This is a genomic window from Brachybacterium sp. GPGPB12 (genome assembly GCF_038396325.1).
GTDB classification, from domain to species: Bacteria; Actinomycetota; Actinomycetes; order Actinomycetales; family Dermabacteraceae; genus Brachybacterium; species Brachybacterium conglomeratum.
The window spans coordinates 3,585,655-3,610,869 of sequence record NZ_CP149573.1 but is presented as its reverse complement, the minus strand read 5'-3'; the positions used below and the strand labels follow the sequence as shown (position 1 = coordinate 3,610,869).

11 protein-coding genes and 11 pseudogenes are annotated in these 25,215 nt (G+C 71.6%); 4 read left to right on the top strand and 18 right to left on the bottom strand.

Translation table 11 applies throughout. The features are described from left to right. Nucleotides 1–53 precede the first annotated feature (53 nt). Nucleotides 54–1,067 (bottom strand): FAD/NAD(P)-binding protein, encoded by a 1,014-nt coding sequence (locus WKH84_RS20975; protein ID WP_341854983.1) that lies wholly within the window; start codon nucleotides 1,065–1,067, stop codon nucleotides 54–56. Between the two features lie 210 nt (nucleotides 1,068–1,277). On the opposite strand from WKH84_RS20975, the gene WKH84_RS20970 reads away from it, so the two are divergent. Further along, on the top strand, nucleotides 1,278–2,033 hold the full coding sequence (locus WKH84_RS20970; RefSeq protein WP_341854982.1) for a hypothetical protein: 756 nt from the start codon (nucleotides 1,278–1,280) through the stop codon (nucleotides 2,031–2,033). Between the two features lie 126 nt (nucleotides 2,034–2,159). Here the strand turns inward: WKH84_RS20970 and WKH84_RS20965 are convergent, their stop codons facing one another. Further along, entirely contained in the window at nucleotides 2,160–3,014 is an 855-nt protein-coding gene (locus WKH84_RS20965) for a hypothetical protein (RefSeq protein ID WP_341854981.1), read from the bottom strand. Nucleotides 3,015–3,479: 465 nt separating this feature from the next. Between WKH84_RS20965 and dapD the strand changes: the two are divergent. Next, nucleotides 3,480–4,463: pseudogene (gene dapD / locus WKH84_RS20960) on the top strand (2,3,4,5-tetrahydropyridine-2,6-dicarboxylate N-succinyltransferase). 219 nt (nucleotides 4,464–4,682) lie between these two features. Here the strand turns inward: dapD and WKH84_RS20955 are convergent. Further along, nucleotides 4,683–4,808 carry a hypothetical protein gene (locus WKH84_RS20955; RefSeq protein ID WP_341854980.1) on the bottom strand — a complete coding sequence of 42 codons (126 nt, stop codon included), beginning with the start codon at nucleotides 4,806–4,808 and terminating at the stop codon, nucleotides 4,683–4,685. A 77-nt stretch (nucleotides 4,809–4,885) separates the two neighbouring features. Between WKH84_RS20955 and WKH84_RS20950 the strand changes: the two genes are divergently transcribed. Next, nucleotides 4,886–5,449, top strand: a complete 564-nt coding sequence (locus tag WKH84_RS20950) for a hypothetical protein (RefSeq protein WP_341854979.1) — start codon at nucleotides 4,886–4,888, stop codon at nucleotides 5,447–5,449. A gap of 60 nt (nucleotides 5,450–5,509) precedes the next feature. Here the strand turns inward: WKH84_RS20950 and pflA are convergent. The 14 genes and pseudogenes from pflA to WKH84_RS20880 form a co-directional block, all read right to left on the bottom strand. Further along, nucleotides 5,510–6,360, bottom strand: a pseudogene (gene pflA / locus WKH84_RS20945) (pyruvate formate-lyase-activating protein). A 75-nt stretch (nucleotides 6,361–6,435) separates the two neighbouring features. Beyond that, nucleotides 6,436–6,687 carry an autonomous glycyl radical cofactor GrcA2 gene (grcA2, locus tag WKH84_RS20940; RefSeq protein WP_341854978.1) on the bottom strand — a complete coding sequence of 84 codons (252 nt, stop codon included), beginning with the start codon at nucleotides 6,685–6,687 and terminating at the stop codon, nucleotides 6,436–6,438. Nucleotides 6,688–6,797: 110 nt separating this feature from the next. Then, a pseudogene (locus WKH84_RS20935) lies at nucleotides 6,798–8,913 on the bottom strand (pyruvate formate lyase family protein). Between the two features lie 313 nt (nucleotides 8,914–9,226). Next, a pseudogene (locus WKH84_RS20930) lies at nucleotides 9,227–10,573 on the bottom strand (citrate synthase); the annotation flags it as partial. 51 nt (nucleotides 10,574–10,624) lie between these two features. After that, nucleotides 10,625–11,801 (bottom strand): annotated as a pseudogene (gene dapC, locus WKH84_RS20925) (succinyldiaminopimelate transaminase). Nucleotides 11,802–11,804: 3 nt separating this feature from the next. Then, entirely contained in the window at nucleotides 11,805–12,134 is a 330-nt protein-coding gene (gene fdxA, locus WKH84_RS20920; protein WP_010551454.1) for a ferredoxin, read from the bottom strand. A 234-nt stretch (nucleotides 12,135–12,368) separates the two neighbouring features. Then, a complete protein-coding gene (locus WKH84_RS20915; protein ID WP_341854977.1) occupies nucleotides 12,369–13,007 on the bottom strand; it encodes a CDP-alcohol phosphatidyltransferase family protein in 639 nt (212 codons plus the stop codon). An 84-nt stretch (nucleotides 13,008–13,091) separates the two neighbouring features. Next, nucleotides 13,092–13,394, bottom strand: coding sequence for a hypothetical protein (locus WKH84_RS20910; protein WP_341854976.1), 303 nt, complete (start codon nucleotides 13,392–13,394; stop codon nucleotides 13,092–13,094). A 143-nt stretch (nucleotides 13,395–13,537) separates the two neighbouring features. Continuing rightward, nucleotides 13,538–15,459 (bottom strand): annotated as a pseudogene (typA, locus tag WKH84_RS20905) (translational GTPase TypA). Nucleotides 15,460–15,748: 289 nt separating this feature from the next. Beyond that, a pseudogene (locus tag WKH84_RS20900) lies at nucleotides 15,749–17,645 on the bottom strand (ABC transporter ATP-binding protein). Then, nucleotides 17,642–18,600: pseudogene (locus tag WKH84_RS20895) on the bottom strand (ABC transporter permease). The pseudogenes WKH84_RS20900 and WKH84_RS20895 overlap by 4 nt, the downstream one beginning before the upstream one ends. Next, a pseudogene (locus WKH84_RS20890) lies at nucleotides 18,590–19,521 on the bottom strand (ABC transporter permease). The pseudogenes WKH84_RS20895 and WKH84_RS20890 overlap by 11 nt, the downstream one beginning before the upstream one ends. 122 nt (nucleotides 19,522–19,643) lie before the next feature. Then, nucleotides 19,644–21,080, bottom strand: a complete 1,437-nt coding sequence (locus WKH84_RS20885; RefSeq protein WP_341854975.1) for an ABC transporter substrate-binding protein — start codon at nucleotides 21,078–21,080, stop codon at nucleotides 19,644–19,646. Next, nucleotides 21,077–21,301, bottom strand: a complete 225-nt coding sequence (locus WKH84_RS20880; RefSeq protein WP_341854974.1) for a hypothetical protein — start codon at nucleotides 21,299–21,301, stop codon at nucleotides 21,077–21,079. Before WKH84_RS20880 ends, WKH84_RS20885 begins: the two co-directional genes overlap by 4 nt. Before the next feature lie 210 nt (nucleotides 21,302–21,511). Between WKH84_RS20880 and pgi the strand changes: the two are divergent. Next, nucleotides 21,512–23,207: pseudogene (pgi, locus tag WKH84_RS20875) on the top strand (glucose-6-phosphate isomerase). 304 nt (nucleotides 23,208–23,511) lie between these two features. Here the strand turns inward: pgi and WKH84_RS20870 are convergent. Then, nucleotides 23,512–24,917 (bottom strand): annotated as a pseudogene (locus WKH84_RS20870) (MFS transporter). Nucleotides 24,918–25,215: the final 298 nt, after the last annotated feature.

The following is a 25,215-nucleotide window of genomic DNA, read 5'->3' as shown; positions in this document are numbered from 1 at the left end:
GTGGGCGTCGGCGCTGTCCCCGCCGCGGCGGCCGAAGGGGAACAGCAGGCGGATCAGCGCCTCGTCGCTCGCGAGCTCGGCGTGCCCGGCCCCGCGCAGGGCACGGCGCGCTCGGCGAGCATCAGAGGCATCACCTCCCCCTCGTGGTCCACGCCCGCCGAGCGCACCGCGAGCTCGAGGACGCGCTCGCTGGTGAGGACCTGCAGCGGGTAGGGGCTCAGGCGCTCCTGGGGCAGGTCGGGCTTGGGGCGGTAGACCATGCCGGAGCGGGAGCCGATCACGAGCACGGGCTCGGCGCCGCCGGGCACGTAGCGCGACCCCGCCTCGGTCTCCGGGGCCTCCTCGAAGCGTCCGCCGGCGGCGGTGGTGAGCATCCCGATCGCGTCGTAGAAGTTCAGGCCCATCCCCTGCACGGCGACCGCCTCGCGGCCGAGCAGGGCGGCGTAGTCGACCTCGAGCGGGTTGGCGGGGCCGAGGTGGACCAGTCCGTGCCGCTCGGCGGCGTCGGCGAGCCGCTGGGAGCGGGGGCCGAGCGCGGTGGGCAGGTGGCCGAGCGCGAGCGCGACCGCGTCGGCGCGCGACACCCGTCCGTCCGAGAGGCGGATCCGCTGGGGTCCGTCGGCCGGGCCGGTGACGTCCACGGCCTCGGCGGGGTGCGGCACGATTCGCGACCGCTCGGGGTCCGCATCGGCGAGCGCGGTCTCGAGCACGTGCGCGAGATAGCGGCCGTGCGCGGCGCGGGAGGCGAAGTCGGAGGGGCCGAGCCCCTCCTCTGCTAGGTGGTCGGCGAGGCTCTCGCGGTGCGGGACGGGCAGCAGCGGATGGCAGGACTCGTCCGGGTACAGGGTGGTCTGGCAGGTGGTGGTGTTCATGAGCGGCACCTCGGGCTGGTCATGGCGCCACACGGCCCCGCCGCGCCCCACCAGCGGGTCGACGAGGTGCACGGTCAGCGGCCCCTGCCACTCCTCCGTGGTCGACGCCGCGACCAGCCGCTCCACGATCGCGGTGCCTCGGGGGCCCGCCCCGATGACGACGACGGTGCGGACGGGGTCGGCGGCGTGGGTCATCCCCCCAGTATGCGGCGCGGCGCGGAGCCTTCGGTCCGTGCGCGCCGTCTGGGATCATGGACCCATGTCATCGACGTCGCCGAGACACCTTCCGCCGCGCACGAGCTCCGGACCCTTCACCGGGGTCCTCTTCGGGCAGGCCGCGCGGGCGCGCGCGGTGGTCAACGCCGATCTCGCGCGCCGCGCGAGCGCGCCGCCGCCGATGCGCTGGTGCTCACCGCCTGGCTCAGCGCCGCCCAGCGCGAGCGCTATGCGCCCTCCCTGCGCGCCCCGGGCTCGGTCGAGGAGTTCGCCGAGCGCCTGGCCGACGAGCGCCGCGTGGTGCTCGAGGAGGGCGCGGACCCGGTCGCGGACGAGGTCGGCGCCGCGGCCGAGGCGGAGCGGGCGGCCAGGCGGCTCCCGCCGCGGCTCCTCGAGGGGGCGCTGCTGCTCGGCGCGCTCGTCTGCGTGGTGCTCACCGTGCCGCGGAGCCTGGAGGCCGCGGATCTCACCTGGCACCTGGCGGCGGAGTCGGGTCCGCTGCTCGGCGGGATGCTTGCTGTGCCTCGTGCTCGCCGCGGTCGTCGGCGCGGTCGCGACGCGCCGCCGGGACCGGGCGGCCGCGCTGGACTGGGCGGTCTCCCGTCCCGGTCAGCTGGGGCGCGGGTCGCCGCTGCGCAGGCCGCTGCAGGGCGAGTCCGCGGGGCCGGTGATCCTCGGGTCCCTGGGCCCGGCGCTCCTGCTCGGCGCGGGAGTCCTCGCGATCGTCGCCGGTGCCGCGGTGCTGCTGCTCTCGCTCATCGCGCCGCCGAGATCGTCGCGACCGAGCAGGCGCCGGCGCCGCTGATCGGCGGGGTCATCGCCCTGGTCGCCGCGACTGCGGCGGTGTATTTCGGCGGGCGGCGCCGGGAGCGGAGGGCTCGGCGGGGCCGGGCGGCCGAGTGGTTCGGACCGGTGTCGCAGGCCGAGGAGCCGCCGGCGAGGTGAGCCGAGGTGCGGTCGGGGAGGCCACCTCGTCCCCTCATTCCGGGACGGAGTAGCCCCTCTCCCGGGCGTGGCGCTCCCAGCGGGCGGAGACGGGCAGGCGACGCAGGTCGCGGGCGAGCAGGCCGATCACCACGCCGAGCGCGAGCACCGCCGCGAAGAGCAGCAGCGTGGTCGTCCGCCGGCGACCTCGAGGCCCCAGCCGGCGAGCGCGGGCGCGAAGGTCATCACGCCGAGGGACACCAGGCGCATCAGCGAGCTGATCCGGCCCTGCATCGCCACCGGCGTGATGTGGGTGAAGAACCCCTGCCCGGAGGCGTTGAAGGCGGGCAGGCCGATCCCGATCGCGGTGTAGCACAGGGCGATCCACACCATCGAGGGCGCCACGGGCAGCGGCACCCCGACCAGGGTCATCAGGACGACGGGCGCGATCGCGAGCGCCCCCGTCGGCACCGTGTCCACCAGGCGCGGGGCGAGGAAGGCGCCGAGCAGGATCGAGGCGGCCAGCGCCGTGTTCAGCAGGCCGATGCGGGAGGCGGGCACCCCCTGGTCCGCAAGGTCCAGCATCACCGTGAACAGCGACCCGTTGGCACCGAGGTTCACGGCGGAGGAGACGGCGAGCATCTGCGGCCGGATCGGCTGGGTGCGTACCCAGGCGAGGGCCTCGCGGAGGTCGTCGACCACCTTCGTGGGCGGGGAGCCCTCGGCCCTCGGCCGGTACCGGCCGCGCATGCTCAGCGTCGCGAGGAAGGAGCCGACGTTCCCCAGCAGCTGCGCGAGCGGCGGGAACACGATCGACAGCCCCAGCGGCGCACCGCCCACGGGCCCGGAGACCATCTCGACCGCGGCCTCGCGGCCCTGGTTCACCGACACGGCCCGCGGCGGCTGCGTCACGGGCACGATCTGCTTGAGCATGGCGTTGGAGGCGCCGCCCAGCGCCGTCTCCCGCGACCGGTCCAGGAAGGCGAGCGAGGCCAGCGGCACGGGACCGGCCCAGCCGCCCAGCGAAGACCACGACCAGAGCGAGCCGCACGAGGGCGCCGGTGAGCCCGGCGAGCAGACGCGACCGGCGACGCTCGATCCGGTCGGCGAGCAGGCCGCCGGGGATCAGGCCGACGACCGCGCCGAGCCCCTGCACCAGGGCGACCAGCCCCGTCGTGCCGAGGGACTGGGTGACCATGAAGGTGATCAGCGGGAAGGCGAAGGCGCCGATCCCGGTGCCGATGTCGAGCGACAGATCGCCCAGCGACCACCGCAGGTACTCGCCGTTGCGGTGGAGAGGAGCATGGCGGGGCGCGTGCGCGTCGTCGCCGTCGGTCATTCGCTCACCGTTCCCCCGGACATCGCGGTCCCTCCCGCTCGGGGCGTCTGGTGCCCCGCGGTGTGCTCTTCGCCGCGCGCGGACGGGCGCATGCTCCCCTGCTGGGTCAGGATTCGTAGACTCGGACCATGACATCCTCGACATCCGAGTCCACCGTCACCGCCGCCTGGGGCATCGCGCTCACGACACTCGGGGCCGACGGTTCCGTCCTCGATGCATGGTACCCCTCGCCGCGGCTCGGCGAGGCTCCTGCTGACCCCGCCGGCCATCCCCTCCACGCGCAGACTGGCCGCCGCCGCACGGGCCGACGAGGTGCGCGGCACCATCCAGGAGGTCGTGGTCCGCACGATCGACCTGACGGGCGCCCCGACCGATGCCGCCGACGCCTACCTGCGCCTCCACCTCCTCTCCCACCGCCTGGTCCGCCCGAACGAGCAGAACCTCGAGGGGCTCTTCGGCACCCTCACCAACGTCGTGTGGACCACCGAGGGACCCTGCGCGGTCGCCGGCTTCGAGGAGACGCGCCTGCGCCTGATCGCCGCGGGCCGCACCCCCACCGTGCTCAGCCTCGACAAGTTCCCGCGCATGGTCGACTACGTGCGCCCACCGGCGTGCGCATCGGCGACGCGGACCGGGTGCGGCTCGGCGCGCACCTCGCCGAGGGCACCACCGTGATGCACGAGGGCTTCGTGAACTTCAACGCCGGCACCCTCGGCGCCTCGATGATCGAGGGCCGCATCTCCCAGGGCGTCGTGGTCGGGGACGGCTCCGACGTGGGCGGCGGCGCCTCCACCATGGGCACACTCTCCGGCGGCGGCACCGAGCGCGTCAGCATCGGCCGACGCTCCCTCGTCGGCGCCGAGGCCGGGATCGGCATCGCCCTCGGCGACGACTGCGTGGTCGAGGCGGGGCTGTACGTCACCGCCGGCACGAAGGTCGAGCCGCTCGGCGAGCCCGGCGCCGAGGCCCAGGGCCCGCACGTGGTGAAGGCGCGGGAGCTCTCCGGCGTGCCGAACCTGCTCTTCCGCCGCAACTCGCTGACCGGTGCGGTGCAGGCGGTGGCCCGCGCGGGCCAGACCGTCGAGCTCAACGCCGCCCTGCACAGCAACTGAGACGCAGCAACTGAGGGGCGGAGGACCGCGAGGATGGCGAAGAGGCTCCCGGGCGCGCGGCCGCGCGCACGGCGGAGTCGGTCGTCACCTCGCGGTCCCTCTGGTCATGGTGCTGGTCTTCGGCGGGATCGCTGGCGGCGCCTATCTCGCCCTGGAGCGCTACGGCTCCCCCGCCCACGAGGGCACCTGCGTCGCCTCGGGGCTCGGCACCAGCCACCGCTACACCACCGATCGGGTCGCGAACGCGGCGCTGATCAGCGCGACGGCGGTGGATCGGGGCATGCCGCCGCGGGCGGCGTCGATCGCGCTGGCGACCGCGTACCAGGAGTCGCAGCCGCAGAACATCGACTACGGCGACCGGGACTCGCTGGGCCTGTTCCAGCAGCGGCCCTCGCAGGGCTGGGGCACCGAGCAAGCAGATCATGGACCCCGTTTACGCCTCCAACGCCTTCTTCGACGTGCTCGAGACCTACCCCGACTACACCAGCGCCGACATCAACGACATCGCCCAGCAGGTGCGGCGCTCCGGGCATCCCGAGGCGTATCGCGACCACGAGACCGAGGGTCGGCTGTACGCCTCGGCCCTCACCGGCCACTCCGGCGCGAACCTGCTGTGCACCCTGGATGAGGTCGGTGCGACCGCCTCCCCGAGCAGCTGCGCGCGCGGCGAGCTCGCGCGGCAGTTCCCCCGCGCGACGGAGTCCGGGCGGGTCACGTCCTCGCTGGACTCCGCCGCCGGGGCCGCCCCGCAGGTGCCCGAGGGCGCCGGCGCGACGGCGCTCGTGCTCGACCCGGGCGGCGACGAAACGCTGGGCTGGTCGCTCGCGAACTGGGCCGTGGCCCGTGCGGCCGACGACGGGGTGGTGCAGGTCAGCTACCGCGGCCGGGTCTGGGACCGCACCGCCCACGGCGAGGAGGCCGGGGCCTGGGGCGACGCCGAGGGCGGCGATCCCGAGCGGGTGGTCGTGCTGGTCAGCGGCCGCTGAGCGCCGCGGATCAGGATCCGGCGCACTGAGCGCTCGCCCCGGTCCGAGGCTCGCTCGGGCTCAGTGCACAGTGAGGCCACGGGCGCGGAACTGCTCGCGCACCCGCTCGACGACCTCCGCGGACGGCGGCGCCGCATCCCGCGCCCGGTACTCCATCCCGAGCGCGTCCCACTTGTCCTGGCCCATGTTGTGGAAGGGCGACACCTCGACGCGCTCGACCACGTCCCGCCAGCGCTCGACGATATCCGCGACCTTCTCGACGTTCTCCGCCGCGTCGGTCCACTCCGGCACGACCACGAAGCGGATCCAGATCGCGGTGCCGGCGCGGGCGAGCCGGTCACCGAAGTCGATCGTGGGCTGCAGCTCCCGGCCGGTGAGGCGCTTGTAGCTCGCCTCGTCGCCGCTCTTGACGTCCAGCGGCCACGAGGTCGACGTCGGCGAGCGGCTCGTCCTTCGCGACCGCGCCGAGATACCCGGAGGTGTCGATCGCGGTGTGGATGCCGAGCTCCTTCGCGGCGCGCGACGTTGCGGGCAAAGGCGGGCCGCATGAGCACCTCGCCGCCGGAGAGCGTGATCCCGCCGCCGGTCGCGCGGAACACGCGTCGGTAGCGGCGCAGGAGCCGCTCGATCTCCTCGAGCTCGACGTCCTGGCCGCGCCGCATCTCCATGGTGTCGGGGTTGTGGCAGTAGACGCGCCGCAGCGGACAGCCCGCGAAGAAGATCGTCAGCCGGGTGCCGGGGCCGTCGACCGCGGTGACCAGCTCCCAGGAGTGGACCGAGGCGAGGCGGCCCTCCCGGATCGCGGCGAGGCGGCCGCTGCGGTCCAGCTCCGCCTCGGCCATCCCGTCGATCCCGGCGCCGGCCCGCCGGTTCCGGGCGGGCCGGCCCAGCAGGTCGATGCTCTGCGTCATCTGCGCTCCTCCCCCGTGCTCGCTGTGCTCTGTCTTCTCTGTGTGCTCTGTGCGCCGGTCGCGTCCGCGCGCCGCTCAGGCGCCCTGGTGGAAGGTGCGGTCCAGGACGTCCAGCTGCTGCTCGCGGGTGAGCTTGACGAAGTTCACCGCGTAGCCGGAGACGCGCACGGTGAGGTTCGGGTAGTCCTCCGGGTTCTCCATCGCGTCGACGAGGGTGTCCCTGTTCAGCACGTTGATGTTGGCGTGGAACAGGCCGGTCTCGGCGTTGTTCGCGGCCCGGCTCGCCTGCATGGAGGCGAGGCGCTGGTCGAAGGTGGGGGTGGTCATCGGGGTCTCCTCGGGGTGTGCGGTGCAGGTTCGGGGATGGAGGGGCTGGTCCGGCGGGGCCGCCGGGTGTCGGCCGGCCGACGGGGCGCGTCGGCCGGCCGGTGCGAGGCTCACTGGTCGTCGATCATGAAGCCGGCGTCGAGGATCCCGACCAGGTTCGTCACCTGCTCGTCCTTGGTGCGGCCGAGCCCCTGCGGGGTGATCGTGTTGGTCAGCGAGATGCCGTCCAGGGCGTCCTCGTAGTCGAGCTTGCCGACCGAGAGCATCGAGGCGACCATGCCGTGGGTGTCGGCGCCGTTCTCCGGGTTCGCGCCCGGGGAGAAGGGGGTGCCGGCCCGGTGCCCGGAGGGGAAGGAGCCGGTGGCCTTGCCGTACACCACGTTCGAGGTGATGGTCAGGACCGACTGCGTCGGGATGGCATCCCGGTACATCGGGATCGCCCTGATCTTCTGCATCACGGTGTGCACGATCGTCGCCGCGATGTCGTCGGCGCGGTCGTCGTCGTTCCCGTAGCGCGGGAACTCGCCCTCGGTCACGTAGTCGACGACCAGGCCGGTCTCGTCCCGCACCGGGGTGACCGTGGCGTAGCGGATCGCGGAGAGGGAGTCCGCGACGATCGACAGGCCCGCGATGCCGCGCCCCATGGTGCGCACGATCTCGCTGTCGTGCGGCGCCATCTCGATCGACTCGTAGGCGTAGCGGTCGTGGCTGTAGTGGATGATGTTCAGCGCCTCGACGTAGGTGCCCACCACCCAGTCGAGCATCTCCTCGTAGCGCCGCCAGACCTCGTCGAAGTCCAGCGGGGCCTCGCCCGTGATCGGGGTGTGCGGCCCGGGCTCGGTGACCTGCTTCCCGGTGACCTCGTCGCGGCCGCCGTTGATCGCGTACAGCGGCGCCTTGCCGGCGTTGACGCGGGCGCCGAAGAACTGCATCTGCTTGCCCACCCGCATCGGTGAGACGCGGCAGGCGATCGCGGCGTCGTCGCCCCAGCGCTCACGGATCTGCTCGTCGGACTCGTACTGGATCGAGGAGGTCTCGATCGAGATCGCGGAGCAGAACTCCTTGTAGCCCTCGGGCAGGGACGGGTCCCAGAAGATCGTGATGTTCGGCTCCGGGGCGGGGCCGAGGTTCCGCAGGGTCTGCGCAGAGACGGAAGGACGTCTTCGTGACCAGTGGCCGGCCGTCCTCGGCGAAGCCGGCATCGGACCAGGTCGCCCAGTAGGGGTCGCCGGAGAAGATCTGGTCGTAGTCGACGGTGCGCAGGAAGCGGACGATGCGCGACTTGATCACGAGCGCGTCGATGATCTCCTGCGCCTCGGACTCGGTGAGGGTGCCGGCGGCGAGGTCCCGCTGGATGTACACGTCCAGGAAGCCCGAGAGTCGGCCGATGGACATCGCGGCGCCGTCCTGGCTCTTCACCGAGGCGAGATAGGCCATGTAGGTCCACTGCACGGCCTCCTGGGCGGTCGCGGCCGGGCGGCGCAGGTCCAGCTCGTAGATCTCGCCGAGCCGCACGAGCTTCGCCAGCGCCTTGATCTGCTCGGCGTGCTCCTCCCGATAGCGCGCCCAGTGCTCGGAGAACCCCTGGTCCGCGACGGCGTCCTTCGCGGCCTTCTTCTCGGCGATCAGGAAGTCCGCGCCGTAGAGGGCGAGGCGGCGGTAGTCGCCGATGATGCGGCCGCGGCCGTAGGCGTCGGGCAGGCCGGTGATGATGTGGCTGGAGCGGGCGGCGCGGATCCGCGGGGTGTAGATGTCGAAGACGCCGTCGTTGTGGGTCTTGCGGTGCTTGGTGAAGATCTCCTTGATCCGCGGATCGGGCTCCTTGCCCGCCTCCCGGATCGCGGTCTCGACCATGCGCCAGCCGCCGCTGGGCATCATGGCGCGCTTGAGCGGCACGTCGGTCTGGAGGCCGACGATCACGTCGTCGTCCTCGCTGATGTACCCGGCGGGGAAGGCGTCGATGTCGGCGGGGGTCTCGGTGTCGACGTCGTAGACGCGCCGCCTGCGCTCCTCCGAGAGGTAGGTGCGCTCGAGGTGGTCCCAGAGCCGGAGGGTCTTCTCGGTGGGGCCGGCGAGGAAGGAGGCGTCGCCCGAGTAGGGGGTGTAGTTGCGCAGGATGAAGTCGCGCACGTCGATCGTCTCCTGCCACGGGCCGGGGGCGAACCCTGCCCAGGCATCGCCCGGGGCGGTCTCGGCGGCGGGACGGTCGGTGGTCGCGGTGCTCATGGCGGCTCCTGTTCGCGGCGCGGGCCCGCGGTGCGGGGCCCTTCGTGGATGACTCCACGCTAGGCACCGCCGAGGCCCCTGACCGGGGTCCAAGGTCCCCGCACGATCGGAGCCGGCTAGCCGCAGGACGTCGGTCCATCGCCGCCGGGACCAAGGGCCTGCCGGGTGCGACGGAGGGCCCGAGGGGCGCGGCGGGGCCGCGCCTGGCACGGCCCCGCCGGGCACGACGGAGGGCCCGCACGATCGGTGATCGCACGGGCCCTCGCGGGTCTTCAGGACGGGGCGGGCGGACCGCCGGAACGCTCAGCTGCGGCCGCTTGTCCATCTCCGCCTTCAGATCCGCGAGGCGCGGCTCGCTGGTGCCGGTGCGTTCCTGCATCGCGGTGTACGGGCGCTCGGCCTCGCCGGTGTAGATCTGGCGCGGGCGGCCGATCTTCGTCTCCGGGTCGTGGATCATCTCCTGCCACTGGGCGATCCAGCCCGGCAGGCGGCCGATGGCGAAGAGCACCGTGAACATCTCGGTGGGGAAGCCGATGGCCTTGTAGATGATGCCGGTGTAGAAGTCGACGTTCGGGTAGAGCTTGCGCTCGACGAAGTAGTCGTCCTTCAGCGCGATCTCCTCGAGCTTCATGGCGAGCTCGAGCCGCTCGTCCTGCACGCCGAGGCGCTCGAGGACGTCGTCGGCGATCTTCTTGACGATGCGGGCGCGGGGATCGTAGTTCTTGTACACCCGGTGGCCGAAGCCCATCAGGCGGATCCCGTCCTCCTTGTTCTTCACCTTCTCCATGAAGTCGCGGGGATCCATGTCGCGGGCCTGGATCTCGTCGAGCATCTCCATCACGGCGGCGTTCGCGCCGCCGTGGGCGGGGCCGGAGAGGGCGCCGATGCCGGCGGAGATCGAGGTGAACAGGTTCGCCTGCGCGGAGCCGACCAGGCGCACCGCGGAGGTGGAGCAGTTCTGCTCGTGGTCGGCGTGGAGGATCAGCAGCCGCTCCATCGCGCGCACGATCACCGGGTCCGCGATGAACTCCTCGACCGGGAAGCCGAACGTCAGGCGCAGGAAGTTCTCGATGAGGGAGAGGCGGTTGTCGGGGTAGAGCAACGCATGGCCCTGCGCGATGCGGTGCGCGTAGGCGGCCATCGTCGGCATCTTCGCCAGCAGGCGCACGGAGGAGATCCGCACCTGCTCCTCGTCGAAGGGGTCCAGGGAGTCCTGGTAGAAGGTCGACAGACCCGACACCCCGGCCTGCGGCACCGCCATCGGGTGGGCGTCGCGCGGGTAGCCGTCGAAGAGGTGCTTGAAGCGCTCGTCGAGCAGGGTGCGGCGCTCGACCTGGGCCTCGAAGTTGTCGAGCTGGCCCTTGGTGGGCGACTCGCCGTTGATCAGGAGGTAGGCGACCTCGAGGTAGCTGGACTTCTCCGCGAGCCGCTCGATGGGGTAGCCGCGGTAGCGCAGGATGCCCTCGTCGCCGTCGATGTAGGTGATCGAGGACTTCGCGTTCGCGGTGTTCATGAAGCCGGGGTCGTAGGTGACCTGGCCGGTCTCCTTACGGAGCGGACCGATCGTGATGCCGGAGTTGCCCTCCACGGCAGGGACGACCGGAAGGTCGAGGGACTTATCCCCGAGGGTGAGGTGGGCAGACGTCGTGGCGTGATCCATGGGCTCTCCGTTGTGCGTGGTCGGATCGGTCCCGGCGCGGGGCCGGAGGTGTCAGGAGCGCTCGAGGCGCTGGGCGGCGGCGGCGATCCGCTCGTCGGTCGCGGTGAGGGCGACGCGCACGAACCGCGCTCCCCCTCACCATAGAACATCCCTGGTGCGACCAGCACACCGAGGTCTGCGAGGCGGTCGACCGTGGCCATCGAGTCCTCGTCGAAGGTGGTCCACAGGTACAGGCCCGCCTGCGAGCCGTGGATCGTCCCGCCCGCGGACTCGAGCGCGGGGGCGAGCTGAGCCCTGCGGGCCCGGTAGACCTCCCGCTGCGCGGAGGGGGCCGCGTCATCGGCGAGCGCTGCGGCGAAGGCCGCCTGGACAGGCCCGGGCGAAGATCATCCCGGCCTGCTTGCGCACCGCGACGAGCTCGGCCACGAGCGACGGGTCCCCGGCGACGAAGGCCGCGCGGTAGCCGGCGAGGTTGGACTGCTTTGACAGCGAGTACACGCACAGCAGACCCTCCAGGGAGCCGCCGTTCACCCGCGGGTCCAGGATCGAGGGGACCTCGTCCACCATCCAGGGCAGCAGCGCGTAGCACTCGTCGGAGGCGACGACGATCCCGCGCTCGCGCGCCCAGGCCAGCGGCGCGGCGAGCTGGGAGGCCGCCAGCACCTCGCCGGTCGGGTTCGAGGGGGAGTTCAGCCACAGCGACCGGATACTGCTCGCGGCGGACGGGTCCGGCGGCGCGGCGTCGCCCTCGGCGGCCAGGCGCGCCATGTCCACCGGCGACGGGCCTCGCGCCGACGAAGCGGGCGCCCATGTCGTAGGTCGGGTAGGCGATGTGCGGGAAGGCGATCGCGTCGCCCGCGCCGAGGCCCAGCTGGAAGGGCAGGTGCGCGACGAGCTCCTTCGAGCCGACGGTGGGCGGCACCGCGTCGACCCCCAGCGCGGCGGGGGCCGCTCGGTGGCGGCGGACGAAGTCCACCAGTGCCTCGCGCAGGGCGGGGGTGCCGACCGTGGTCGGGTAGCCGGGGCTGTCGGCCGCGTCGGCCAGCGCCTGCTGCACGGTGGCAGGCGTCGGGTCCACGGGGGTGCCGACGGAGAGGTCGACGAGCCCGTCGGGGTCTTGCGCGGCCCGCTCGCGGGCGGGCACGATCGCATCCCAGGGGAAGGCGGGCAGGCGCGCGGCGAGGCCCTCGCGTGCGACGGGGCGGGCGGCGGAGTGCGTCGGGGCCACGGCTCAGGCCAGGGGGTTCTCTTGCGGGGGCAGGGCCTCGACGAGGGGGTGGTCCTTGTCGATCACGCCCATCTTCGCGGCGCCGCCCGGTGCGCCGAGCTCGTCGAAGAACTCGACGTTGGCCTTGTAGTAGTCGGCCCACTCGTCGGGGGTGTCGTCCTCGTAGAAGATCGCCTCGACGGGGCAGACGGGCTCGCACGCGCCGCAGTCCACGCACTCGTCGGGCTGGATGTACAGCATCCGGTTGCCCTCGTAGATGCAGTCCACGGGGCACTCGTCGACGCAGGCACGATCCTTCACGTCGACGCAGGGCAGGGCGATGACGTACGTCATGTGCGGCTTCCTTCCGTCCGGGGCGCCCTCCATCATCTCATCCCGGCCCCTCCCGGGAGCGCCGCCGGGACGCGCCGGAGCAGGAGGTGACAGGATGCACACCTGCCTGCGGCGGCCCCCGCGCCGGATCGACGGGCACGGGGATAGCCTGCCCGGATGACGATGCACGAGGGTCACCGGGTCCGCGCCGGCTGGGCGCCCTTCCTCGCCGAGGGGCGACGGGTGGTCGTCGCGCTATGCGATCGACCGCGAGCGCTCCCCGCACGGCGAGTCGATGACCGATGCGCTGGGCACGATCACCCTGGTCGACGACCAGGTGGTGCAGGTGATGACGCGGCGCGGCGAGGTGCGCGTGCCGCGGGCCCTGGTCATCGCCGCGAAGGAGGTCCCGCCTCCGCCGGTGCGGCGGCAGGGGCCCGCCGCGCCCTGACGATGTAGTCCACGCCGGAGCCGACGTGCGGCGACGGCCCCGACCCACACCAGCGCCTGCGCGATCGGCACCAGCGAGGGCGCCCACGCGGCGACCGCGACCAGCAGGAACACCGAGGCCATCAGCACGAAGGTGCGGATCTTGCCGAGCCAGGAGACGGAGATCCGCCCGCCGAGCGCGGCCCGCGTGGCGAGGAGGGCCATCGCCGCGTCGACGACGACGATCACGGCGAGCGCCGCCCAGGGCAGCAGGTCGGCGAGGGCCAGGGTCAGCACGATCGCGACGAGGCCCAGCCGGTCCGCGATCGGGTCCATGATCTGGCCGGTGCGGCTGGTCTGGTCCAGGGCGCGGGCGAGCATCCCGTCGATCCAGTCGGTCGAGGCCCAGACGAGCAGCAGCACCACGCCGAGGGTGTCCGGCCCGTCCGCCAGGCGCAGGCACACCGGCGAAAGAGCGGCGCGAGGCGGACGAGGGTGACGAGGTTCGGGATCGTCGCCCAGTCGGGGCGGTCGGCGGCGCTCATGGTCTCAGCGAGCCCGGGACCGGCCGCGTCCCGCCACCGTGATCACCAGGGCGAGGGCGAAGGGGATCAGGATCCCGATCCCCTGCACGATCCAGCCGGAGTACTGCGTCTGCTCCGCGATCACGGCGGGCATGAGCACTCCCCCGCCCGCGCCCTCGCCGAGGAAGGGCCCGGCCAGCGACCCCCACAGCGAGCCGAGCACCAGGAGCGGGAAGCGGGTCCCCGTCGCGGACCACAGGAACAGGCACACCACGGCCTGGAAGGCGGCGCCGAACAGGAGCCCGGCCGGGAGGTCGGCGCCGAGCACGGTCAGCTCGAAACGGTGGGTGGTGACCAGCAGCGAGCACCGAGACGATCGCGAGCACGATCGCCATCGCGGCCTGGCCGAGCCGGGCGGCGAGGGAGGTCGTGTCGACCGTCGTCGGCCTCTGCTGCGTGCTGGTCACCGCGTCACTTCCCGGACTTCGCCTTGGACTGGGCGCGACGGCGCTCGTTCGCGTCCAGGATCACCTTGCGGATGCGCACGATCTCCGGGGTCACCTCGACGCACTCGTCCTCGCCGGTGAACTCGAGGGACTCCTCGAGGGTCAGCTTCCGCGGCGGCACCAGGTTCTCGAAGGAGTCCGACGACGCGGCGCGCATGTTCGTCAGCTTCTTCTCCTTGGTGATGTTCACGTCCATGTCCTCGTTGCGGGAGTTCTCCCCCACGACCTGACCGGCGTACACCTCCGAGGTCGGCTCGACGAAGAAGGAGCCGCGCTCCTGCAGGTTGATCATCGCGAAGGGCGTGACGTTCCCGGGGCGGTCGGCGACCAGCGAGCCGGTCGCGCGGAACTCGATCTCGCCCATCCACGGCTCGAAGCCGTCGGCGTAGGAGGAGGCGATGCCGTTGCCGCGGGTCTCGGTCATGAACCGGGTGCGGAACCCGATCAGCCCGCGGGCGGGGACGATGAACTCCATGCGCACCCAGCCCGAGCCGTGGTTGCTCATGGTCTCCATGCGGCCCTTGCGCGAGGCCATCAGCTGGGTGACGGTGCCGAGGTACTCGTCGGGCACGTCGATGGTCATCCGCTCGACGGGCTCGTGGACCTTGCCGTCGATCTCGCGGGTGAGGACCTTCGGCTTGCCGACGGTGAGCTCGAAGCCCTCGCGGCGCATCTGCTCGACCAGGATCGACAGGGCCAGCTCGCCGCGGCCCTGCACCTCCCAGGCGTCGGGGCGCTCGGTGGGCGACACCTTCAGGGACACGTTGCCGACCAGCTCGGAGTCCAGGCGGTCCTTCACCTGGCGGGCGGTGAGCTTGTGGCCCTTGCCGTTCTTGCCCGCGAGCGGGGAGGTGTTGATGCCGATGGTCATCGAGATCGCGGGGTCGTCGATGGTGATCAGCGGCGCGGGCGCGGGTCGTTCACGTCGGCGAGGGTCTCGCCGATCATGATCTCCGGGATGCCGGCGACGGCGACGATGTCGCCCGGGCGGGCGGCGCGGGTCATCGGCTCGCGGGAGAGGCCCTTGGTCTCCAGCGGCTCGGTGATCTTCACCGTCTTCGTGGTGCCGTCCTGGGTGCACCAGGCGACCTGCTGGCCCTTGGTGAGCTCGCCGTTCTTGATGCGCAGCGGCGCGAGACGGCCAAGGAACGGGGAGGCGTCGAGGTTGGTGACGTGGGCCTGCGGCGGCACCTCGTCGTCGTAGCTCGGGGCCGGGATCGACTCCAGGATGGTCTTGAACAGCGGCTCGACGGTCTCCTCCTCGGGGAGGGTGCCGTCGGCGGGCTGGGTGGTGGAGGCGCGGCCCGCCTTGCCGGAGGCGTAGACGACCGGCACGTCGAGGACCGCGTCGAGGTCGATGTCGTCGACCTCCTCGGCGAGGTCGGAGGCCAGGCCCAGCAGACAGGTCGGTGGCCTCGCCGACGACCTCCTCGATGCGGGCGTCGGGGCGGTCGACCTTGTTGACCACGAGGATGACGGGCGACTTCGCGGCCAGCGCCTTGCGCGCACGAAGCGGGTCTGCGGCGCCGGGCCCTCGGAGGAGTCCACCAGCGGCACGACGCCGTCGACCATCGACAGGCCGCGCTCGACCTCGCCGCCGAAGTCGGCGTGGCCGGGGGTGTCGATGACGTTGATGGTGATGCCGTCGGGCTCGCCGACCGCCGCGGCCGAGGGGCCGACGTAGCGGATCGCCGTGTTCTTGGCGAGGATCGTGATGCCCTTCTCGCGCTCGAGCTCGCCGGAGTCCATCGCCCGCTCGTCGTGCTTGTCACGCTCGCCGAAGGCTCCGCCCTGGGTGAGCATGGCGTCGACCAGGGTGGTCTTGCCGTGGTCCACGTGGGCGACGATGGCGACGTTTCGCAGGTCGGTGCGGTGCTGGATGGTCATACGCAGGTGCTCGATTCAGATAGCGCGGCGGGGCGTGGACCGAGCGGCGCCCGGTCGCACGGCGGGTGCGACCCGCTCCAGGGCCGCGCCGAGTCTATCGGGCCGGGGCGCTCTGCGACGGGTGCGGGGATGAGAGCTTCGACGCGCTCTTCCCGGCGAGGAGCGCGGCGGGGAGGGCCGAGCCGAGGCGTCATCTCTCGGATCGACGTGGGCGAGGCCCGCACGGATCCTCTCCGCGCGGGCCTCGCCCCTGTCATCGGTCCGACGTCATCGGTCCCCGGTCACCGGCTCAGACGTGCCCGGCCTGGGCGAAGGGATCGATGATGTCGTCCGGCCCGCCGTCGCCCTCGCCGCCGGTCTCGTCGGCCGCACCCTCCGGGGCCTCGACGTCGATCGTCTCCGAGCCCGCCAGCGGGATGGAGCCGCCGGGGATCGCGGCGAGCAGGCGCTTGGTGTAGTCCTGCTGCGGAGCGTGGAAGACGTCGTCGGTGGTGCCCTGCTCGACGACCTTCCCCTTCTCCATCACGAGGGTGTGATCCGCGATCTGCCGCACCACGGCGAGGTCGTGGGTGATGAACAGGTAGCTCAGCCCCAGCTCGGCCTGCAGGTCGTTGAGCGGCTCGAGCACCTGAGCCTGGACCAGCACGTCCAGCGCCGAGACGGCCTCGTCACAGATCACGACCTCGGGGTCCAGCGCGAGCGCGCGGGCGATCGCGACGCGCTGGCGCTGGCCGCCCGAGAGCTCGTTGGGATAGCGACGCATCATCGCCGCGGGCGGCGCGACCTTGTCCAGCAGGTCGCGGACCTTCGCCTCGCGGCTCTTCGGATCCCCGATGCCGTGCAGGCGCATCGGCTCCTCGATCGTGCGGAAGATCGAGTACATCGGGTCGAGGGTGCCGTAGGGGTTCTGGAAGATCGGTCGCACGCGACGGCGCGCGCCTTCAGCCGGCCGCCCCGCAGGTCCGCCACGTCCTCCCCCTCGAAGAGCACCCGGCCCGAGGTGGGCTCGAGCGCCTTCAGCACCATCTGCGCGACGGTGGACTTGCCCGAGCCGGACTCCCCCACGATCGCCGTGGTGGTGCCGCGGCGCGCGCGAAGGAGACGTCGTCGACCGCGAGGAACGGGGTCGACCTCCACGGCACCTTCCCGCGGATCGGGAAGGACTTCGTCAGGCTCTGCACCTCGATCACCGCGTCGGCGTCCGGCTCGGCGTAGCCGAACTCGGGCGCCATCGTGTCGGACACCGGCGCCGGGGAGGTGAGGCGGTCCTCGGCGTGCACCGGCGCGTTCTCCTGCGCCTGCTCCCGGATCTCCGCCCGCTGGGAGGAGGAGACCAGGCGCCGCGAGGCGAGCGACGGTGCGGCGCTGATGAGCCGCTTGGTGTACGGGTGCTTGCGGGTCCTGCAGCGGCTGCGCGCAGGACCGGACTCGACGACCTGGCCCTTGTACATCACCACCAGGTGCTGGGCGCGCTCGGCGGCCAGACCCAGGTCGTGGGTGATCAGCGGCACCGCCACGCCGAGCTCACCGGTGAGGTGGTCGAGGTGGTCGAGGATCTGCTTGCTGGACGGTGACGTCCAGGGCGCTGGTCGGCTCGTCGGCGACCAGCGGCTTCGGCCGGGCGGCCAGGCCCATCGCGATCAGGGCGCGCCGCTTCATGCCGCCGGAGAACTCGTGCGGGAACTGCTCGGCGCGGCGCTCCGCGTCGGAGAGACCCGCCTCCTCGAGCGACCTGGACGGTGCGCTTCCTCGCCTCGGCGCCCTTGGCGATGCCGTTGGCGGCGAGGGTCTCGCGGATCTGCGCGCCCACCTTCCACATCGGGTTCAGGTTGCTCATCGGATCCTGCGGGACCAGGCCCACCTGGTCGCCGCGCGCGCACCCGGATCTCCTTCTCGGAGACGTGGGTGATGTCGCGGCCCTCGAAGAGGATCTGTCCGCCGGTGATCGAGCCGTTCTCGGCCAGCAGGTGAGCGATCGCCATGGCGGTCGTGGACTTGCCCGAGCCGGACTCGCCCACGATCGCGACGGTCTCCCCGGGGTACACCTCGAGGTTCGCGCTGCGGACGCCCTTGACCGGTCCGTTCGAGGTGGTGAACGTGATCTCGAGGTCCTTGATCTCCAGCGGCTGGCGCGCGGAGCCGGCCGAGGAGGCGGACGGGGTGGGGTTCACGGAGGTCGTGGTCATCGCTTCCTCGCCTTCGGGTCCAGCGCATCGCGCACCGCGTCGCCGAGCATGATGAAGCTCAGCACGGTGATCGCGAGCGCCACGGACGGGTAGAACAGCATCGACGGTCGCGCGTGCGCGGCGCGTCGCGGGCGTCGGAGATGTCCCCGCCCCAGGAGACGGCGGAGGTGGGCAGGCCCACGCCGAGGAAGGACAGCGTCGCCTCGGCGACGATGAACACGCCGAGGTTGACGGTCGCGGTGACGATCACCGGGGCGATCGCGTTGGGGATCACGTGCTTGAGCAAGACCGAGGGGCTGGAGGCACCGAGCGCCACCGAGGAGGTGACGTAGTCCTGGCTCTTCGTGGAGATCACGGCACCGCGCATGATGCGGGCGACGTTGGTCCAGCCGAAGATGCTCAGCACCACGATCACGGTCCACATGCTCATCTCGCCCACGCGGGTCGCGACCACGATCGCGCCGAGGATCATCGGCACCGCGAAGAAGATGTCGGTGACGCGGGAGATGACCTCGTCGAACCAGCCGCCGATGTAGCCGGCGAGGGCGCCGATCGTGCCACCGATGAGGGTCGAGCCGATCATGGCGAAGAAGCCGATGATCACCGAGGTGCGGGCGCCCCAGAAGGTGCGGGCCATGATGTCGTAGCCCTGGCGGGAGGTGCCGAAGGGGTGCTCGGCGCCGGGCGGCTGGTTCGCGCGGCCGAGATCGCCGAAGCTCGGGTCCTGCGAGGTGAACACCTGCGGGAACGCGGCGACGAAGAGCACGAACAGGATCAGCGGCGCGGAGATCACGAACACGGGGTTGCGGACCAGGTCGCGCCCGGCCTCGGCCCACAGCGAGCGCGGCGTGCCGGTCGTGTCGACCGCGTCGACCTCCTGCAGCGGGGTCTCCGCGAGCGGCGCGACCCAGTGCTCCGTGCGGGGGCGGCGGGAGTTCTGAGCATCACTTCGCATAGCGGATCCTCGGGTCGAGCACGCCGTAGAGCAGGTCCACGACGAGGTTGGAGAGCAGGAAGATGATCACCAGCGGCGTCACCAGCGACACGATCATCGGGGCCTCACCCGCGTTGATCGAGCTGAACAGCGACGTGCCGATGCCCGGGACGTTGAAGACGCGCTCGGTGACGATCGCGCCGCCCATCAGGGCGCCCAGGTCCGCGCCGATGAAGGTGACCACGGGGATCAGGGAGTTGCGCAGGACGTGCTTGGAGACCACGCCGCCGCGGGAGAGGCCCTTCGCGGTCGCGGTGCGCACGTGGTCGGCGCCCGCCGTCTCCGCGATCGAGGTGCGGGTCAGACGCAAGACGTAGGCGAAGGAGACGCCGCCGAGCACGATGCCGGGCAGCAGCAGGGTTCTGCCAGGACGGGTCGCGACCCACGTTGATCGGGGCGATCCCCAGCCGCAGGCCGAAGACGAACTGCGCCAGGAAGCCCAGCACGAAGGTGGGCGTGGCGATCAGCAGCAGCGAGAGCATCAGCGGCGTGGTGTCGATCAGCTTGCCCTTGCGCAGGCCCGAGATCACGCCGGCGGCGACGCCGAAGACCGTCTCGACGACCACGGCGATGATCGCGAGGCGGAACGTGGTCGGGAAGGCCGCGGCGATCTGGTCCCACAAGGGGCGGCCGTTGAAGCCGACGCCCAGGTCGAAGGTCAGCACGCTCTTGAGATAGAGCGACCACTGGATCAGCACGGGCTGGTCGAGGTTGTACTGCTCGCGCGGCCCGCTGCTCGACCGCCGGGGAGATCGGCTTGTCACCGGCCAGGGTGAGGATCGGGTCACCGGAGGTGTAGAACGCCAGCAGGTAGACGATCAGGGTGGCGCCGAGGAAGACGGGGATCATCTGCAGCAGTCGCCGCCCGATGTACCAGAGCACGTCGTTCCCTTTCGATGGAGGAGGGGCCTCGCGGCCCGGTGGAACGGCCCGGCCGGGGGCCGGGCGTGGAACAGCGGGAACCGGACGCGCCCGGTTCCCGCTGTCACGGGGAGATCAGCAGATCACTTGGTGATGTTGTGGTACAGCGGCACGGTGTCCCAGCCGTACTCGACGTCGGAGACGAGCGTCGAGTAGCCGCCGATGGTGTTCTGGTACCAGAGCGGGAGGACGGGGAGGTCGCGCATGAGCAGGGCCTCCGCCTCCTTCCAGATCGTGATGGCGTCCTCCTCCGTCTCGGCGGCGAGGCCGTCGGCCAGGAGCTGGTCGAACTCGGGGTTCTTGTAGTCGCCGTCGTTGGAGCCGTTGCCGTCGGCCGCGGAGGAGCCGTAGAGCGGGCCGAGGAAGTTGTAGGCCGACGGGTAGTCCGCCTGCCAGCCGGAGCGCCAGGTGCCCATGAGCTCACGGGCGCGGATCTGCTCGCGCATCTCGCCGAAGGCCGGGAACGGCGTGGGCTTCGCCTCGATGCCGAGGACGTTCGCGAGCGAGTTGCAGACCGCCTCGACCCAGTCCGCGTGCGGACCGTCGGCGTTGTAGGCGAGGGTGAGCGGGCCCTTGAACGGGGTGATCGCCTCGGCCTCGTCCCACAGCTTCTTCGCCTCGGCCTCGTCGAACTCGAGCACCTCGGAGCCGGGGATGTCGGTCGCGCCGCCGCCGGGGATCACCGGGGAGACGAAGTCCGTGGCCGGGGTGCGGGTGCCGAAGAAGAGGTTGTCGCAGATCGACTGGCGATCGATCGCGCGCGAGATCGCCTTGCGACGGATCGCGCCTGCCTCGCCCTCGAAGTTCGGGTCGTAGCCGGGCAGGGTGATCGACTGGAACACGGCGCCGGGGGCGTTGACGGCTCGCTCGCCGAGGTCGTCCTCGAAGGTCGCGAGCGCCGAGCCGGGCGACTGGTCGACGACGTCGACGTTGTCCGACTGCAGGTCGAGGTACATCGTCTCCGGGTCCTGGTAGACCGTGAAGGTGATGCCGGAGTTCTTCGGGGCGCGGGGGCCGTCGTAGGACTCGTTGGGGACCAGCACCAGCTCCTGGTCGTGGGTCCAGGTCTCGAGCTTGTAGGGGCCGTTCGCCAGCGGCGCCTCGCCGTAGGCCTCCATGTCGTCGAAGGCCGAGGGCGGCATCGGCATGTAGGCCGAGTAGCCCAGACGGGTCGGGAAGTCCGACTGCGGGGAGACCAGGCGCGCGGTGAAGGTGGTCTCGTCGACGACCTCCAGACCGGAGAGGGTCGCATCGGGGGCGACGTCCTCGGCCGAGAGCTCCTCGTAGCCCTCGAACGGCTCGAAGAAGTACTGGCCGATCTGAGCGTTGGCGGCGTTCGCGCCGTAGTTCCAGGAGTCGACGAAGTCCTGCGCGGTGATCGGGGTGGAGCCGTCGGAGTAGGTCAGGCCCGAACGGATCGTGATGGTCCAGTTCTGGTTGTCCTCGGACTCGATCGACTCGGCGATGTCGTTCTCGATGCCGCCATCGGCCTTGTAGTAGACCAGGCCCGCGAAGATCATCGTGATGATGCGGCCGCCGCCGACCTCGCCGGTGTTGGCGGGCGCAGCAGGGGGTTCTCGGGCTCGGTGGTGTTCGCGTAGATCGGCTCTCCGGTGCCGCCGCCGGCATCGCTGCCGCCGGCTCCGGCGCCGCCTTCGTCTCCGCCGCAGGCGGCGAGGGTGAGGGCGGCCGCGCCTCCGGCGGCGGTGCCCAGCATCATGGATCGGCGCGAGATGGCCATGGGTTCTCCTGGATGGCTAGAGATCGTGATCCGCACCATCGCTGTGCGGTACCGCACCTAGTGTGCACCCTCCGATGTCAACTGCATTCCATCTGTCGGTAACGCTTCGGTCTCGGCGATTTTTCAACCATGAGCGAACCCGGGACGGACCCGGGGCGGAACCCGCGGCAGGAAGTCCCCTCCCAGCGTGCCTGGGTGTTGAATGGCCGTATGACTTCTCTCGATCCCACCACTGCTCCTGTCGACCCCACCACGACCGAGGCCTGGGCCGAGCTCGAGGCGCACGACCTCGCGCTCGAGGGCTCCCTGCGCGAATGGTTCGCCGCGGATCCCGAGCGCGCCGCCCGGTTCACGCACGACGCCGCGGACCTCCACGTCGACCTCTCGAAGAACCTTCTGACCCCCGAGACCATGCGCCTGCTTCGCTGAAGCTGGCCCGCGAGGTCGGGGTCGAGGAGCGTCGCGACGCGATGTTCGCCGGCGCCCACATCAACACCACCGAGGACCGCGCGGTCTTGCACACCGCGCCGCGCCGCCCCGCCGGCTCCTCCCCCGCCCTGATCGTGGACGGGCAGAACATCGACGAGGACGTGCGCGGCACGCTCCACCGCGTCTACGAGTTCGCCGAGAAGGTCCGCTCCGGCGAGTGGACCGGCGTGACCGGCAAGCGCATCGAGACCGTCGTGAACATCGGCATCGGCGGCAGCGACCTCGGCCCCGTCATGGTGTACGAGGCGCTGAAGCCCCTCGCCCAGGACGGCCTCGAGGCCCGCTTCCTCTCCAACATCGACCCCACCGACGCGTATGAGACCACGCGCGGCCTCGACCCCGAGACGACGCTCGTCATCGTCGCCTCGAAGACCTTCACCACCCTGGAGACCCTCACCAACGCACGCCTGGTGCGCGCTGGTCGCTGGAGGGGTCGCGCGAGAGCGCGGGCCTGACCGCCGAGCAGGAGAAGGAGGCCGTCGCGAAGCACTTCGTGGCCGTCTCCACCGCGCTGGACAAGGTCGAGGAGTTCGGGATCGATCCCCAGAACGCCTTCGGCTTCTGGAACTGGGTGGGCGGCCGCTACAGCGTCGACTCCGCGATCGGCACCGTGCTCGCCACCGTGCTCGGTCCCGACGTGTTCGAGGAGTTCCTGGCCGGCTTCCACGCGATGGACGAGCACTTCGCCACCGCGCCCGCAGAGCAGAACGTGCCGCTGCTGATGGGCCTCACGAACATCTGGAACGTGAACTTCCTGGAGGCGGAGACCCACGCGGTCCTCCCCTACTCCCAGTACCTCCACCGCTTCCCGGCCTACCTCCAGCGACTCACCATGGAGTCCAACGGCAAGAGCGTGCGCTGGGACGGCTCGCTCGCGACCACCGAGACCGGCGAGGTGTTCTGGGGCGAGCCCGGCACCAACGGCCAGCACGCCTTCTACCAGCTGATCCACCAGGGCACCCGCGTGATCCCGGCGGACTTCATCGCCTTCGCCACCCCGGACCACGCGCTGGTCGACGGGGAGCAGGACGTCCACGAGCTGTTCCTGGCGAACTTCTTCGCCCAGACCAAGGCGCTCGCCTTCGGCAAGACCGCCGAGGAGGTCCGCGCCGAAGGGACCGAGGGCGCGCTCGTCGCCGCCCGCGAGTTCTCCGGAGACCGGCCCACCACCTCGATCATGGCCCCGAAGCTGACCCCGTCGGTGCTGGGCCAGCTGATCGCGCTGTACGAGCACATCACCTTCGTGCAGGGCGTCGTGTGGGGCATCAACTCCTTCGACCAGTGGGGAGTGGAGCTCGGCAAGCGACTCGCGAAGGACCTCGCCGGCGCCGTCGCGGGCGACGAGGAGAAGATCTCCGCGGAGGACGCCTCGACCGAGGGCCTGATCCGCTACTACCGCGAGCACCGCGAGGGCTGATCGCCCTCGCCGTCGCATCCGTCGACGGCATCGACGAGGGGCGGTCCCGATCGGGACCGCCCCTCGTCTCGCACTCCCCGGCTCAGGCGAGCGCCGTCGTGCCCGATCTCCTGCCGCTCGTTCCTCGCAGCACGTCGATCAGGCAAAGACCCTCCCGCCCGATCTCCTGCCGCTCGTCCCTCGCAGCACGTCGATCAGGCGGCACCCTCCCGCCCGATCTCCTGCCGCTCGTCCCTCGCAGCACGTCGATCAGGCGGCACCCTCCCGCCCGATCTCCTGCCGCTCGTCCCTCGCAGCACGTCGATCAAGCCAGGTAGTCCACGTCCTTGGTCTCGCCGCCGAGGACGAGGGCGAGAATCGTGACAACCGCGGCGACCGCGAGATAGCCGCCCACCAGCGAGCAGCGAGCCGCCCTGCGCCTGCCACAGCCCGATCATCGCGTAGGGGGCCGGGGCCGCGCCGATCACCGAGGACATGTTGTAGCTGACGGCGCCGCCGGTGTAGCGCACGTCGGCCTTGAACATCTCCGGCAGGAACGCGGCCATCGGCCCGAACGTCATGCCCATCAGGGTGAAGCCGAGGATCAGCGCGGCCATCACCCCGCCCGTGCCGGCGTGCATGAGCGGGTCGAGGACGAGCCCGAATACGCCGATCCCGGCGGTCACGGCGAGCAGGAGCCGCTTGCGCCCCAGCCGGTCCGCGAGCGGACCGGAGACGACGGTGAAGATCCCGAAGAAGATCACGCCGATGATGAGCATGGTGAGGAAGTCGGTGCGCTCGTAGCCGAGTCCGGGCACGAAGGTCGCGGCGTTGAAGTCCTTGCCGGCCGTCTCCGCGGCGGCGCGGGCGGAGGCCTCGTCGGCCGCGGTGGTGCCGACCACCATGAGGAAGGCGGTCATGAGGTAGAAGAGCACGTAGGTGGCGACCATCGCGAGGGTCGCGAGCACGAGCGGCTTCCACGCGGTGCGGAACACGCGCGCGATCGGCACGGAGGCGACCCGCTGCTCGTCCAGCACCTTCTGGAAGGCCGGGGACTCCATGAGCTTCAGCCGCACCCACAGCCCCACGACCACCAGGACCGAGGAGAGCAGGAAGGGCACGCGCCAGCCCCAGGCCATGAACTGCTCCGGGGTGAGCCGCACGCTCAGCGGCACGAACAGCAGGTTCGAGAGGATGAAGCCGACGGGCGCGCCGAGCCGCGGGAAGGTGCCGTACAGGGCGCGCTTGCCGGGCGGGGCGTTCTCGGTCGCCAGCGGCGCCGCACCGGACCACTCGCCGCCCAGTCCGATGCCCTGGCAGAAGCGCAGCGAGCACCAGGATCGCGGGGGCGATGACCGCGAACCCCGGGGTCGAGGCGGTGGGCGACACGCCGATGAGGAAGGTCGCGATGCCCATCACCAGCAGGCTCGCCACGAGCGTGGCCTTGCGTCCCACACGGTCGCCGTAGTGGCCGAAGATCAGCGAACCCAGCGGCCTCGCGACGAAGGCGACGCCGAACACCGCGAAGGAGCTCAGCGGCTGGTTCGCCGGGGTCTGCGTGGGGAAGAACAGCGCCGGGAACACGAGCGAGGCGGCGGTGGCGTAGGCGTAGAAGTCGAAGAACTCGATGGTGGTGCCCACCATCGAGGCCGTGATGACCCGGCCGCGGGTGTTGGCCGGTGCGGCCGGCGGCGGGGCGGTGGAGGAGGTCGGGGCGGGGACGGTGTTCACGACGGGCGACCCTAGACCCCGAGGTCCACCATGCGGACCACGCCTCCGGATCGTGAGACGGCGGGTTCGCGGCGCCTGCTCCGCACCCCTACGGCACGTCCCCCGCCCGACGAGGACCGGTGCCCAGCTCCCCCGCCCCGTCGCCTGCGGTCACGCGCGGGTCACCGGTGCCGGATCGGCCTCCCGGTCGGCGGCCGTCGATGAAAGAATCATCGACGGCATGCCTGAACTGACCGAGGGGAACCCATGGAAGCCTTGATACCGATCATCGGCGGCGTCGCCGTCGTGGTGGTCGTCC

What these genes read in the sequence shown, in the direction of transcription:
- WKH84_RS20975 (WP_341854983.1), bottom strand. Translation starts at nt 1,067, where the DNA reads ATGACCCACGCCGCCGACCCCGTCCGCACCGTCGTCGTCATCGGGGCG.
- WKH84_RS20880 (WP_341854974.1), bottom strand. Translation starts at nt 21,301, where the DNA reads ATGGCCATCTCGCGCCGATCCATGATGCTGGGCACCGCCGCCGGAGGC.
- fdxA (WP_010551454.1), bottom strand. Translation starts at nt 12,134, where the DNA reads ATGACGTACGTCATCGCCCTGCCCTGCGTCGACGTGAAGGATCGTGCC.
- WKH84_RS20885 (WP_341854975.1), bottom strand. Translation starts at nt 21,080, where the DNA reads ATGATCTTCGCGGGCCTGGTCTACTACAAGGCCGATGGCGGCATCGAG.
- WKH84_RS20950 (WP_341854979.1), top strand. Translation starts at nt 4,886, where the DNA reads ATGGACCCCGTTTACGCCTCCAACGCCTTCTTCGACGTGCTCGAGACC.
- WKH84_RS20955 (WP_341854980.1), bottom strand. Translation starts at nt 4,808, where the DNA reads ATGTTCTGCGGCTGCGACTCCTGGTACGCGGTCGCCAGCGCGATCGAC.
- grcA2 (WP_341854978.1), bottom strand. Translation starts at nt 6,687, where the DNA reads ATGACCACCCCCACCTTCGACCAGCGCCTCGCCTCCATGCAGGCGAGC.